The organism is Mycobacterium sp. 360MFTsu5.1 (genome assembly GCF_000383495.1).
Lineage (GTDB): Bacteria > Actinomycetota > Actinomycetes > Mycobacteriales > Mycobacteriaceae > Mycobacterium > Mycobacterium mucogenicum_B.
In genome coordinates this window covers 364077-376375 of record NZ_KB911463.1, presented here as the reverse complement: position 1 = coordinate 376375, position 12299 = coordinate 364077, and the positions used below count along the sequence as shown (strand labels likewise).

General features: G+C 65.7%; 12 protein-coding genes. 9 read left to right on the top strand and 3 right to left on the bottom strand.

Annotated features, from left to right (window positions below; all coding sequences use genetic code 11):
* Window positions 1-34: 34 nt before the first annotated feature.
* Window positions 35-673: a TetR/AcrR family transcriptional regulator gene (locus H289_RS29775; RefSeq protein ID WP_051634993.1), complete on the bottom strand. Its 639-nt coding sequence runs from the start codon at window positions 671-673 to the stop codon at window positions 35-37.
* A gap of 181 nt (window positions 674-854) precedes the next feature.
* Between H289_RS29775 and H289_RS0105345 the strand changes: the two genes are divergently transcribed.
* From H289_RS0105345 to H289_RS0105320, 6 genes are all read left to right on the top strand, one after another.
* Entirely contained in the window at window positions 855-1505 is a 651-nt protein-coding gene (locus H289_RS0105345; RefSeq protein WP_141772308.1) for a hypothetical protein, read from the top strand.
* 57 nt (window positions 1506-1562) lie between these two features.
* Window positions 1563-3371 (top strand): peroxidase family protein, encoded by a 1809-nt coding sequence (locus H289_RS0105340; RefSeq protein WP_020099724.1) that lies wholly within the window; start codon window positions 1563-1565, stop codon window positions 3369-3371.
* A 6-nt stretch (window positions 3372-3377) separates the two neighbouring features.
* The gene (locus H289_RS0105335) at window positions 3378-4688 is read left to right on the top strand and encodes a cytochrome P450 (RefSeq protein WP_020099723.1); all 1311 of its coding nucleotides are present in this window, start codon (window positions 3378-3380) and stop codon (window positions 4686-4688) included.
* 48 nt (window positions 4689-4736) lie between these two features.
* Window positions 4737-6659 (top strand): acyl-CoA dehydrogenase family protein, encoded by a 1923-nt coding sequence (locus H289_RS0105330; RefSeq protein WP_029104814.1) that lies wholly within the window; start codon window positions 4737-4739, stop codon window positions 6657-6659.
* 103 nt (window positions 6660-6762) lie between these two features.
* A complete protein-coding gene (locus tag H289_RS31720; RefSeq protein WP_020099721.1) occupies window positions 6763-7188 on the top strand; it encodes a DUF4189 domain-containing protein in 426 nt (141 codons plus the stop codon).
* Window positions 7189-7267: 79 nt separating this feature from the next.
* Complete coding sequence (locus H289_RS0105320) at window positions 7268-7534, top strand: hypothetical protein (protein WP_020099720.1); 267 nt, start codon at window positions 7268-7270, stop codon at window positions 7532-7534.
* A gap of 25 nt (window positions 7535-7559) precedes the next feature.
* On the opposite strand, the gene H289_RS0105315 is transcribed toward H289_RS0105320, so the two are convergent.
* Window positions 7560-8081 (bottom strand): DUF302 domain-containing protein, encoded by a 522-nt coding sequence (locus H289_RS0105315; RefSeq protein ID WP_020099719.1) that lies wholly within the window; start codon window positions 8079-8081, stop codon window positions 7560-7562.
* 212 nt (window positions 8082-8293) lie between these two features.
* Between H289_RS0105315 and H289_RS0105310 the strand changes: the two genes are divergently transcribed.
* The 3 genes from H289_RS0105310 to H289_RS0105300 are packed head-to-tail and all read left to right on the top strand — an operon-like array spanning window position 8294 to window position 11460.
* The gene (locus H289_RS0105310; RefSeq protein ID WP_020099718.1) at window positions 8294-9310 is read left to right on the top strand and encodes a glycoside hydrolase family 6 protein; all 1017 of its coding nucleotides are present in this window, start codon (window positions 8294-8296) and stop codon (window positions 9308-9310) included.
* A gap of 51 nt (window positions 9311-9361) precedes the next feature.
* Window positions 9362-10465, top strand: coding sequence for an MBL fold metallo-hydrolase (locus H289_RS0105305; RefSeq protein ID WP_020099717.1), 1104 nt, complete (start codon window positions 9362-9364; stop codon window positions 10463-10465).
* Between the two features lie 14 nt (window positions 10466-10479).
* Entirely contained in the window at window positions 10480-11460 is a 981-nt protein-coding gene (locus H289_RS0105300; protein WP_020099716.1) for an amidohydrolase family protein, read from the top strand.
* On the opposite strand, the gene H289_RS0105295 is transcribed toward H289_RS0105300, so the two are convergent.
* Window positions 11457-12290: a hypothetical protein gene (locus H289_RS0105295; protein WP_020099715.1), complete on the bottom strand. Its 834-nt coding sequence runs from the start codon at window positions 12288-12290 to the stop codon at window positions 11457-11459. The genes H289_RS0105300 and H289_RS0105295 overlap by 4 nt on opposite strands.
* Window positions 12291-12299 lie beyond the last annotated feature (9 nt).

Sequence of the window (12299 nt, the reverse complement as noted above, 5' to 3'; positions counted from 1 at the left end):
GGGTAGGGCGTCGCGATCGACTGCGGGCGGATGCCTAGGCTGGCGGCCCGACGAAATCGTCCAGCGCCGACTCGATTTCGTGTGCGAGTCGTTGTGGCGCCTCGGTGTCTCCAGTGATCAGGTCGCGTAGCGCGCGGTGGAAGAGGCCGTCGGCCGTCGCGTAGACGATGGCGGGCGTGACGATGACAGCGGACTCGGTGAGCTCGGCGTAGGCGATCACGGCCTTCCAGGTCAGCGCGGCGAGGCTGTCGTCGATCTCGTTGATGCTCACGGCGAAACGGTCGTCGAAGAGCGCCTGCGTGCGCAGGTCGTACCAGAGCCGGTGCATGACGGCCGACTCGCGCAGAGAATTGCTCAGCGCGCCGCTGATGCGGGTCTTGAGCTCCGGCCCGGAGCTGCCGTCGATCACGATGGAGTTGTAGCGGTCGATGAAATGGTCCTTGTACTGCCGCACGCAGCACATGACGAGGTCGTCTTTGTCGTCGAAGTAGTAGTGCAGAACGCCGAGCGATATCCCGCAATGCTGGGCGAGCTCGCGCATGCTGGCCCGTGCGAAGCCCAGTTCAGCAAGCCCACTGGTGGCCTGGGCGGCCAGTGCCTGACGGCGTGCAGCGAACTTTTGCCCGCGCGGACCCGACAACCGGCCTGCAACGCGGCTCGAGGCGGTATCCACAGGTCTCCAGTGGCAGATGAGGTGGCAGTGAACTGGCGGGAAATTCTAAGTCTATTCCTCTGATCAGGCACTTCTGCTCGCGCCGGCAAAGTTTGGACGATCGTCTTGAAATGCCCGCGAAGAGTGGCGCAGATCACTATCATGCTCCGCGGGTACTCGAAATTCAACGGAAATGGTGCCGATGAGCGAACAAGGAACCACCGCGGATTCTGCTGCGGACGACAGGTTGGAGTGGTTGCGCAAATCGGTAGCGGAGGGTCAGCCGGGGGCGGTCGACTCGGCGTGGAGTTGGATCGTCGAACTCTCCGCCTTGGCCGACAACGACGCCGACGCGGCCGAGGCGCAGCTCAACGACCTTTTTCGGCTGGGTGCACCACCTGTCGACCTGGACGGTCCGACCGAGGGCATCCTGGTCATGACGACGACGAACCCCGCGCTGGACACGGTGACCCGGGCCGTCACCGCCCTGTGGATGCCCTGGCAGGGCAAACGCTTCGACTCCGATAGCGGGACCGGGGACAATCGGCTGACGCGCAGCACCGGCCTGGTGGGCAAACTGCTGTGGCCGCTGTACTCGATGCGCGACGCCGAATCGGGCAAACTCGCCTTCGATTTCGCCACGTACGTCGAAGCCGGCAAGGACGACCCCGACCGCCAGGTGATGGTCATCGATTACGCCAACGTGGAATCCAATCCGCGGCTGGTGATCCGCAGCATCCGCGACGAGTTGGTGGAGCTGGTACCCGGCGTCTACCTCGGCAAGATTCTGTTCAACACCGGTTCCGACCGGTTCAGCAAGATTGGATATTTCGCGCTGCGCACGCCTCGCTGACGGACCCCAGATCATCCGACGACCACCGACAAACTTCGAAAAAGAAATGGCGACAACATGATTCCGTCCCAGTGGCACGAATATCCCTCTCTTCTCCTGCAGTTGAACGCGTTGGCGAAGACCCGCGACGAACTGCGCGAGCACAACCTCTACGAGGCGTACGGCATGCGGCCGTCCGATGACCTGGGACAGCCCAATGACGAGGTGCGCCGGGCCCGTCAGCCTGATGGCACCTGGAACGATCTCCAAGACCCGCACATGGGTGCCAAGGGCACCGGCTTCGGGCGCAACGTCCCGCTGTCGATGACGGTTACCGACGTCAAGCGCCTCCTCAAGCCGGACCCACGCGTCATCAGCCGCAAGCTCATGGCCCGCGACGACTTCAAGCCCGCCGGCATCATCAACGCGCTGGCCGCCGCGTGGCTGCAGTTCGAGAACCACAACTGGTTCTTCCACGGCGACGGTGTGCCCGACAAGACCATCGACATCCCGCTGAGCGCCGATGATCATTTCCCCGAGAACCCGATGAAGATCCGGTGCACCATCCCGCTGCGGGGTGAGATCGCCGACGGTTGTCCCGCACCGGTTTTCGCGAACGCGGAGACGCACTGGTGGGACGGTTCGCAGGTCTACGGCAGTGGCAAGGAGCGCCAGTCGCAGGTCCGCACCTTCGTCGACGGCAAGGTGAAGGTCGACCCGAACGGTCGTCTGCCCGAGAGCGACATCAAGGGCATCGACCTGACCGGCATGCAGGAGAACTACTGGGTCGGCACCGGTCTGCTGCACACCATGTTCGCGCGCGAGCACAACGCGGTCTGCGACGCACTGAAGAAGGCCTACCCGAGCTTCGATGATCAGCGTCTCTTCGAGATCGGCATGCTGGTCGTCTCGGCGCTGATCGCCAAGATTCACACCGTCGAGTGGACGCCGTGCGTTCTGCGTCACCCGGCGCTGCAGATCGGCATGAACGCGAACTGGTATGGCGCACTGGGGGAGACGTTCCAGGAGAAGTTCGGCCGGATCAGCGACAACGAGGCGATCTCGGGCATCATCGGCTCACCGACTGATCACCACGCCGCGCCGTTCTCGCTGACCGAGGAGTTCGTCTCGGTCTACCGTATGCACCCGCTGATCCCGGACGACTGGAACTTCTTCTCCCTGGAGTCCGGTGAGCACCTCGTCAAGGCGGACTTCACCCAGCTGCAGGGCGCGCACACACGTGGCTTCATGGACAAAATCCAGATGGGCGACATGTGGTACTCCTTCGGGCTGGCCAGCGCCGGCGCGGTGTGTCTGCACAACTACCCGAATGCGCTACGCAACCTCACCCGCGTCGACGGCCAGATCACCGACCTCGCCACGCTCGACATCGTGCGCGACCGGGAGCGAGGTGTGCCGCGCTACAACGACTTCCGCGAAGCACTGCGGATGCCGCGGCGCAAGACGATCGATGACATCACGCCGAACAAGCAGTGGGCGCGTGAGATCAACGAGGTCTACAACGGTGACGTCGACGCCGTCGACCTGCAGATCGGCATGCAGGCCGAGCAGCCGCCGAAGGGATTCGGCTTCTCGGACACCGCTTTCCGGATCTTCATCCTGATGGCGTCGCGGCGGCTCAAGAGCGACCGCTTCTTCACCAACGACTTCAAACCCGAGGTGTACACGCAGGTCGGGTTCGATTGGGTGAACAACAACACCATGAAAGACGTGATGCTGCGGCACTATCCGGAGCTGGAGCCGGTGATCGGCGACGTCGAGCGGGTGTTCGCGCCGTGGCCGAAGCTGGGTGCACCGGTGCCGGGGAAGAAGAACCCGGTGGTGCAGCTGGCCGACTCCGTCCGCGCCTACCTCCCCTGGGGCTGACGGACGATGGCCGAGGATTTCCCGCACGCGTCCATCGTCGAAGGGGTTCGGTTCACCGCCCAGATCGGCGTTCCGAATGTCCTTCTGGGACTGTTCAACAAGCGAGAGTTGCCCACGCGCATCGCATCTGGGCTCGGCTCGGACTATCTGGGATACCAGCTGGTCGAGGGCATGGTGCGCAGCTACGGGCCCGGTCCGTTCTACGTCCGGGTCGTCGCTGACGAGGCGCTGCTGGTGCACCATCCCGACGATCTGAAGTTCGTGCTGGGCGGGTCGCCCGACCCGTTCGCGTCCGACCCCAAGCCCAAGAGAGAAGGCATGGCGGCCTTCCAGCCGGACGCGCTGACCATCTCGCGCGGGCAGCCGTGGGAGGACCGCCGGCGGTTCGCCGAGGCGGTGCTGGACACCGGCCATCCGGTGCACCGGTTGGCGCAGGCATTCGTCGAGAAGGTCGCGCGGACCGTCGAAGGCCTGGGCTCCGGAGAGCTGAAGTGGGCGGAGTGGAACGCGGCATTCCAGCGGTTGACCCGCAGCGTGGTCTTCGGTGACAAGGCCGCCGACGACGCCCGGCTCACCTCCCAGCTCAGCGAGCTGATGTCGGCGGGCAATGGAATGCCCGGCGAACCGGCGCCCGGCTACCCGGAGTTCGTCGGGCACATCGAGTCCTACCTGAGGGATCCGGAGCCGGGCAGTCTGGCCGCGCTGATCGCCGAGACGACGCCCCCGGAGACGGCGAGCCCCGCGAGCCAGGTGATCCACTGGCTGTTCGCGATGGGGGACACCTTGGCCGCCAACGCGTTCCGCACCCTGGCGGTGTTGTCCACCCACTCGGAGAACCTGCGTGAGGTCCGTGCGGAGCTGGCGTCGGCCGACATCAACTCGGGGCAGGGCATCGCGTCGCTGAAGTACCTCGGCGGGTGCCTGCTCGACACCATGCGGCTGTGGCCGACGACGGGGTTGTTCGGGCGCGTCGCAACCCGTGACATCGAGTTTCCCAGTGGCGCAGTGCTGCCCGAAGGCAAGCAGGTCCTCATCTACAACGTGTTCAATCACCGGAACCGCGACCGGATCCCCTACGCCGATCGATTCTCGCCGGGGGAGTGGGTCAGCGGCGACGCCGGCAGCGACTGGTCGTACAACTTCTTCAGCCACGGCCCGCAGGGCTGCCCGGGCGCCGGCCTGTCGGTGTTCCTCGGGCAGGCCTTCCTGGCGCACGTACTGAACGAGTCCGGCCCAGTGCTGCGCGGCGCTACGCTGAACCCACAGAAGTCACTGCCGCATAGCATTGATCTGTACGGCATCAGCATTGAACGCTAGATGGACCATGCGGTCGTCACCGCGACCGTGCGATGGAGGGGACGCTTTGTGACGACGACCGCCGAACATCTCCGGTACGCCCTGGACGGGCGTTGGCGCGACGTGAAAGACCGTATTCGCGAAGAGCTTTCCGCGGAGCTGTTCAAGCCGCACTACACCCCGGACACCGTGGTGGCCCGGGCCAAGGTCACCGAGCAGATGAAGTACATGGCGTCGCGCGGTGCCGCCGAGGACGCTTTCGCGAAGGGGCACGGCGGCAACGGCGATGCGGGCGCCACCATTGCCCGTATCGAGATGCTGGCCATGAGCGACCTGTCGCTGATGGTCAAGGCCGGCGTGCAGTGGGGCCTGTTCGGCGGTGCCATCGACAACCTGGGCACGGAACGCCACCACGAGGCGTACGTCCGCAAGGCCATCGACCTGGACCTCGTCGGCTGTTTCGGCATGACCGAGACGGGGCATGGCAGCGACGTGCAGTCCCTGGAGACGACCGCCACGTACGACCCGGCGACCGGGGAGTTCGTCATCGATTCGCCGACCCCCACCTCGCGTAAGGACTACATCGGTGGCGCGGCCGAATCAGCCCAGGTGTCAGCGGTTTTCGCGCAGCTGATCACCAAGGGTGAGAACCACGGCGTGCACTGCTTCGTGGTGCCGCTGCGCGACGAGTACGGCAATGACCTGCCCGGCATCCGTACCTCGGACTGTCATTACAAGGGCGGACTGCCCGGCGTCGACAACGGTCGCATCCAGTTCGACCACGTGCGGATCCCACGGGAGAACCTGCTCAACCGCTACGGCGACGTCGCTGAGGACGGGACGTACTCGTCTCCGATCGACAACCCGAACCGGCGGTTCTTCACCATGCTGGGCACGCTGATCCGCGGACGCGTGACGGTGGGCGGCAGCGCCGCGGCCGCCGCCCGCGTCGCATTGGACATCGCGACCCGGTATGCGTTGCAGCGCAGGCAGTTCGAGGCGCCGAAGACCGACGACGAAGTCCTCATCATGGACTACCTGGTGCACCAGCGCCGGCTGCTGCCGCTGATCGCGAAGTCGTACGCGCTGCAGTTCGCGCAGAACGAGTTGGTGTCGGACCTGCATGATCTGACCGAGGTCGACGAACCGGACGGTGAGGTGCAGCGGGAACTGGAGGCGCGGGCCGCGGGCCTGAAAGCCGCAGCGACCTGGCACGCCACCAAGGCGATCCAGGAGTGTCGCGAGGCCTGCGGCGGTGCGGGTTATCTGGCGGAGAACCGGCTCATCGCGCTCAAGGCCGACACCGATGTGTTCACGACGTTCGAAGGCGACAACCACGTCTTGACGCAGTTGGTGGCCAAGCACCTGCTCACCGAGTACGCCGACGACATCAAGGGCATGAGCCCGTTCGAGTGGGTGAAGTTCGCGACCAGCACCGCCCGGGAGCGCGTGCGCCGGAGCACCGGAACCGAGACCATCCTGCAGAACCTGCTCGACACTCGGCAGGACAACGAGGAAGAGGGCAGCCTCTTCAACCGCGGCACGCAGGCGAAGATGTTCGAGGACCGGGCCGACTACCTGCTGTCGACCGTGGCCCGCCGCCTCCAGGCCAACTCCAAGGAGATGAGCCCCTTCGAGGCGTTCAACTCGGTGCAGGACCATGTGCTGCACGCGGCGTCGGCACACATCGACCGCATCGTGTTCGAGTCGTTCGCCGCCGGCATCGACGCGTGCACAGATCCCGAGGCTCGCGAGATCTTCGGCCTCCTGTGTGACCTGTATGCGTTGTCGGTAATCGAAGAGGACAAGGCGTGGTACATCGAGCACCGCTTCCTGTCGATGGACCGGGCCAAGGCCGTCACCGCCGGGATCAACGATCGCTGCCGCAAGCTCCGGCCGTACGCCGAGGTGCTGGTCGACGGCTTCGGTATCCCCGAGCAGCTGCGCTACGCCGAGATGCTGCACCCGGAGCGCATCCCGGAAATCCGATGATCCGAAAAAGTGGCTCTGAAAAAAGTGTCCACTTGGCGATGGCTGATCGCTCCTAGCTAGTGAACGGTGCCCACGAGGGCGCCGACCAGCCAAGGAGAACGCCATGACCGCTGTATCCGTCCGTCGCCGCTCAGCCGCCGCCGCTGCCCTCATCGCTGCCGGAGCCATCGCCGGTGCGCTCGGCGCGGCGACTCCGGCGAATGCCGGAGTCAACAGGTTCCTCGCCATCGCGTTCTCGCCGGCGACGGGCCAGTGGGGCTACACCCAGAGCCTGCTGGATGCGAACCAGGCCAAGTTCGACGCCGTGGGTTACTGCCTCAACAAGGGCGGTACCGACTGCCGCATCGTGGTCTGGGGCGACAACGAATGCGCCGCGCTCGCAACGAGTCCCAACCCGTTCAACCACAGCCTCATGTGGGGCACCGGCGTGGCTCAGACGCAGAAGGAGGCCGAGACGAAAGCCCGATTTTCGACGTCGTTCAACGCCACTGTCGTCCTGTCGTTCTGCTCGCTGGGCACCGAGCACTGATCAGGGCGGCAGCCCACAATTTCTCGTGCCTGGCGGTAGCTTCGTCCAATACAGATTGCGGACGGCGAAAGGAACCGCCATGGACCTCTCGAAGAAGGCGGCGCTTTTCGCGGCGGCAGGCGTGGCGGTGGGCGTCCTCGTCGCTCCGGCCGCGCAGGCCGACATCTGCGATCCGTCGGTGACTGTCTGTCAGGGCAGTGAAATCAGCGGCCCGACGTCGGTGCCGGCCGCGTCACCGTCGGTCATCGCGAGCGATGACGAGTTCCCGTTCGGCGATGACGAGTGGTACCTCTACCCCGGCACGGGCGTGATCAACCATGGAGGCGGTGGCGGCGGGCACCGTTAGGGCAGCGCCGACGCGCCGGTCGAGTTCACGCTGCGTCGCCGGTGCTCGATACCTTCTCGGCCAGGGCGGCGAGTTTGTCGTCCAAGATCAGTGCCGCCGCCAGTAGCGGCGGGTTGTCGTCGACAACCATCAGCGACGAGGGCTTGACGTAGGTCAAGGCGCTCCGGTTGCCATCAGCTTCCGTCAGAAGGACCTCTACGGGAGCGAACAGCCCGGCCGTGAGGTCGTGCCTAATCATGGTGATCGCGATGAGCGGATTGCCCAGGATGACGCGCAGGGCCTTGCGCTCCACGCCAGCGGTGCTGAGCCACCGGGTGTGGTCGATCAGGTGCATCAACATGAAATCGCTCGGTCCGGCCTGTCGCTGGACGTCCGCTGCGAACGTATTCCAGTCGCGATCTGCCAGCGCCTGCAGGTCCGTTATCTGCGCGGGTTCGGTACCGATATCGGCGAGCAGGTCGGCACTCAGTTCGTCGAATGTCTTGTCACTGTCGAACCGCATCCGGACCCCGTTGAACGGAATCGCCTGAACCTTCACTGTGGTCATCGTCGTTTGTCCTCGCGTAGGAAACGGGTCCACACCACATTCGGCCAATCGGTGGCCGGGTGGGGAGGCCGAGATGATCCTGGTGTTCGCAGGAACAGGATGGGCAGCGGTTCGGACGTGAGCCGAAGTAGCAACTAGCCACATTGATCACTCGCACACCAACTTTGGCCCCCGATTGGCGCTTATTGACCAAGGCGAACTATTTTCCTGAGGTGATCTCTTCGGCTGTTGGCGTTGTCGCCCGCTGGACCGCTCCCCTCCTCGCTGTCGCCGCTGTCGCGAGCGTCGGCCTGACCGTCGACCCGGCGCCGCACGCCGACAACCCGGCAATCCGCCTGGTCGACGACAGCAACCCGTTGGCCGGCCGGCCCTTCTACGCCGACCCGATCTCGAAGGCCCGGGCCGCCGCCGCGCAGGCCGACCCGCCCAGCCCCGAGCTCACCGCCATCGCCAACACGCCGCAGGCCTACTGGCTCGACCAGGCGTTCCCCGCCTCCACGGTCGGCGGCACCGTCGCCGGGCTGGCCGGCGCCGCGAACGCCGCAGGCGCCACTCCCGTGCTGGTCCTCTACGGCATCCCGCACCGTGACTGCGGCAGCTACGCGGCGGGTGGCTTCGGATCGGCCGACAGCTACCGGGCGTGGATCGACAGCGTCGCGGCGGGCCTCGGGGGCTCCCCGGCGGCGATCATCGTCGAACCCGACGCACTCGCGATGGCCGACTGCCTGTCGGCCGGCCAGCGTCAGGAACGTTTCGACCTGATCCGCTACGCCGTCGACACGCTGACCCGTGACCCGGCCGCGGCGGTCTACATCGACGCCGGACACTCGCGCTGGGTGAGCGCCGAGACCATGGCCTCGCGGCTGAACGATGTCGGTGTCGCCAAGGCCCGCGGCTTCAGCCTCAACACGACCAACTACTTCACCACCAATGAAGAGATCGGGTACGGCGAGGCGATCTCAGGCCTCACCAACGGCGCGCACTACGTCATCGACACTTCGCGCAACGGTGCCGGGCCCGCCGAAGGTGACCCGATGTACTGGTGCAACCCGGACGGTCGTGCGCTGGGCGTCGCGCCCACCACCGACACCGCCGGCGCGCACGCCGATGCGTACCTGTGGGTCAAGCGCGTCGGCGAGTCCGACGGGTCGTGCGGCCGCGGAGAGCCCGGCGCGGGCACGTTCGTGAAGTCGTTCGCCATCGACTTGGCGCGCAACGCCGCACACTGATTCCGCGCGCCGAGACCACGGTTTCGGCGAAAAGGGCGATACGTTGCCGTCATGCACGGGTGTGGCCCTGACTGCGCCGACGGCGTCGATGCGATTTCCCGGCGGACGGCGATCGCCGCGTCGGTGTCCGCGCTGCTCGGCGGCGCTGCGTTGGCGACCTCGGCCGGCAGTTCAGCCGCGCCGGGCGGTGGGGACCTTCCGCAGAACGCACTGATCACGCTCGGCGTGCAGGCGGGCCCGCCGCCGGTGCCGAACCGGACGGGCATCTCGTCGGCACTGAAGATCGGCGACGACGTCTACCAGATCGACTGCGGCCTGGGCTCTTTGAATGCCTTCACGAACGCGGGGCTGAGATTCGACCAACTGCGCAGCCTGTTCATCACGCACCTGCACACCGATCACATCGTCGACTACTACAGCTTCTTCCTCTCCGGCGGCTACACCGCGTCACCCGGTAAAGGCCCGGTGTCGGTGTACGGACCCGGCCCGGCCGGTGGTCTGCCACCGAGCGAGGTCGGCAACCCCAATCCACCGACCGTCGAACCGGCCAACCCCACACCGGGCATCGCGGCCACGACCGATGCACTGCACCGGGCTTTCGCCTACACCAGCAACATCTTCATCCGGGACATGGGCACCGACGACATCCAGAGCCTGGTCAACGTGCACGAGGTTGTCGTCCCTCCTGGATCGGACTACCAGAACCGGGCGCCACGTACCGACCCCTTCCCGGTCATGACCGACAACAACGTGCGCGTCACCGCGACCCTGGTGAGCCACTACGACGTGTACCCGGCCTTCGCCTTCCGGTTCGACCTGCTGAAATCTGGTGTCTCCGTCACGTTCTCGGGTGACACGACCAAGTCCGACAATCTGATCGCGCTGGCGCAGGGCACCGACATCCTGGTGCACGAAGCACAGTTCAGCCTCGCCGACGGCGGCAACAACAGCAGGTTCCCGCCCGGCTATCTGGTCCGGTCCCATACGTCCGCCGAGCAGGTGGGTGAAGTCGCCGCGGCGGCAGGTGCCAGGCATGTTGTGTTGAGCCACTATTCGCCCACCGATCTGCCCGACGCGAAGTGGCGGGATGCGATCGGCCACCGCTACCAGGGCAAGATCACCGTCGCGCGCGACGGCCAGGTCTTCGCCCTCTGACCTATCCTCGGCCTATGCACCTGATCGCGCTGGAAGAGCATTACGCGTGGAACCCGGCGAGTGACGGCAATGTGGTCGCGACGTGGCTGGAGTCCAACAACCGCCTCGGCTTCGACCGGCTCTACGATCGCGGGCCGCTGCGGCTGGAGCAGATGGATGTCGCCGGCATCGACTTCCAAATTCTGTCCCTCTTCGATCCCGGCGTGCAGGAGTACGACGACGCCGCGCTGGCTGCCGATTACGCGCGCCGCGCCAACGACGATCTCGCCGAGACGGTGCGGCAGTATTCCGATCGGTTCGGCGGCTTCGCCACTCTCGCCACGCAGGACCCGGACGCCGCGGTGGCCGAATTGCGCAGGGCCGTCGTCGATCTCGGTCTGGTGGGCGCGCTCATCAACGGCCACACCCATGGCCGGTATCTGGACGACCCTGCCTACGAGCCGTTGTTCGCCACCGCCGAGACGCTCGGGGTTCCGCTCTATCTGCACCCGACCACCCCGCACTCGGCGGTGATGGATGCCTGGTTCGCGCCGTACGTCGATCAAGGACTGCACCTGGCGTCGTGGGGGTTCGCCGTCGAAGCGGGCACGCACGCGCTGCGGCTGATCTACTCAGGCCTGTTCGATCGGCACCCGAACCTGCAGATGATTCTCGGTCACCTCGGAGAGATGTTGCCGTTCACGGCTTTTCGCACCGATCGGTACTACGGACTCGGCGGATCGGGCGGCCAGCTGCAGAAGCTGCCGTCGGACTACCTGCGGGAGAACTTCTACTTCACCACGAGCGGCAATTTCTCCCCGCCGGCCATGGCGTGCACGTTGTCGGTCATGGGCGCCGACCGCGTCATGTTCTCGGTGGACTACCCGATGGACGACAACGTCGACGGGGCGAACTTCCTGGCGTCGTATCCGATGGACGAGGCCGACCGCCGCAAGGTCGGCTATGAGAATGCGTTGCGGCTCTTCGGGGATCGCATCCCGAGGATCGGCAGCTAGAGGCCGCGCCCCAGCCAGCTGAGGTTGAGTGCCTTGCCCACCTGGTTGAGCTGGTTGAGGATCTCCTCGATGCGGCGGCGTGGCACTGCGACCCGCCACTCGGGCATCCGTCCGGTCAACTGGATCGTCTGAGGACTGAAGCTGACGGACGTCAGCGCCAGTTCACGCGGTAGTTTCGGCAGCTGAATCCGGTAGGCGGGCAGCCGGTTCGGTAGGTGCCACCGGGCCCGGCGCAACGCAACCATCCGCGGCTTCACCAGAAGTGTCGACCCGTCGATGGTGGCGTCGACCTCGAGATGACCCATGTCAGGTCTTCTGGCCCAACGGATTTGCGCGACACCGCCGGCGTCGATGCGGCCGAGCAACTTCGGCGCGGCGCGCCCCGGCAATGATGATGCCCGGTCGATCATCCTGTCGAGCGCCTTGGTGGACATCTCGATGGTCAGATCCAGTGGTGCGGCCACCAGGACCGGCGTATTGCTCGGTTTGATGTGCACGTTGTGCAGGACGGCGGTGGCTCTGTCGAATTGCCAACCGTTCCAGACGATGTCGGCCGCCGAGATGGAGACGGTGTTGAGTTGACCGACCGAAAGGCTCCGCATGTCGAGGTCCGCATCGATGGTCGTCACCGTCAGCGTCATCTCGTCCGAGGTGAGTTTGACGGTCATGCGGCGGCCGACGACCTGCTTGCGCAAGGTGTCGAACAGGGACTTGTAGGCGCCGGCCGGCCCACCGGTGAGCGCGCTGCCCGCGGTCGACGACCAGAACGACGACAGCGCGTCCCAGTTCGGGAACGAGTCCCAGGACGGGAACGGTCCGGAGTTCGCCATGATCGGGAT

Bases quoted from the DNA above. Each gene is read 5' to 3' on its own strand.
- H289_RS0105335 (WP_020099723.1), top strand. From the start codon at position 3,378: ATGGCCGAGGATTTCCCGCACGCGTCCATCGTCGAAGGGGTTCGGTTC.
- H289_RS0105305 (WP_020099717.1), top strand. From the start codon at position 9,362: ATGCACGGGTGTGGCCCTGACTGCGCCGACGGCGTCGATGCGATTTCC.
- H289_RS0105320 (WP_020099720.1), top strand. From the start codon at position 7,268: ATGGACCTCTCGAAGAAGGCGGCGCTTTTCGCGGCGGCAGGCGTGGCG.
- H289_RS0105340 (WP_020099724.1), top strand. From the start codon at position 1,563: ATGATTCCGTCCCAGTGGCACGAATATCCCTCTCTTCTCCTGCAGTTG.
- H289_RS0105345 (WP_141772308.1), top strand. From the start codon at position 855: ATGAGCGAACAAGGAACCACCGCGGATTCTGCTGCGGACGACAGGTTG.
- H289_RS31720 (WP_020099721.1), top strand. From the start codon at position 6,763: ATGACCGCTGTATCCGTCCGTCGCCGCTCAGCCGCCGCCGCTGCCCTC.
- H289_RS0105295 (WP_020099715.1), bottom strand. From the start codon at position 12,290: ATGGCGAACTCCGGACCGTTCCCGTCCTGGGACTCGTTCCCGAACTGG.
- H289_RS0105300 (WP_020099716.1), top strand. From the start codon at position 10,480: ATGCACCTGATCGCGCTGGAAGAGCATTACGCGTGGAACCCGGCGAGT.
- H289_RS0105315 (WP_020099719.1), bottom strand. From the start codon at position 8,081: ATGACCACAGTGAAGGTTCAGGCGATTCCGTTCAACGGGGTCCGGATG.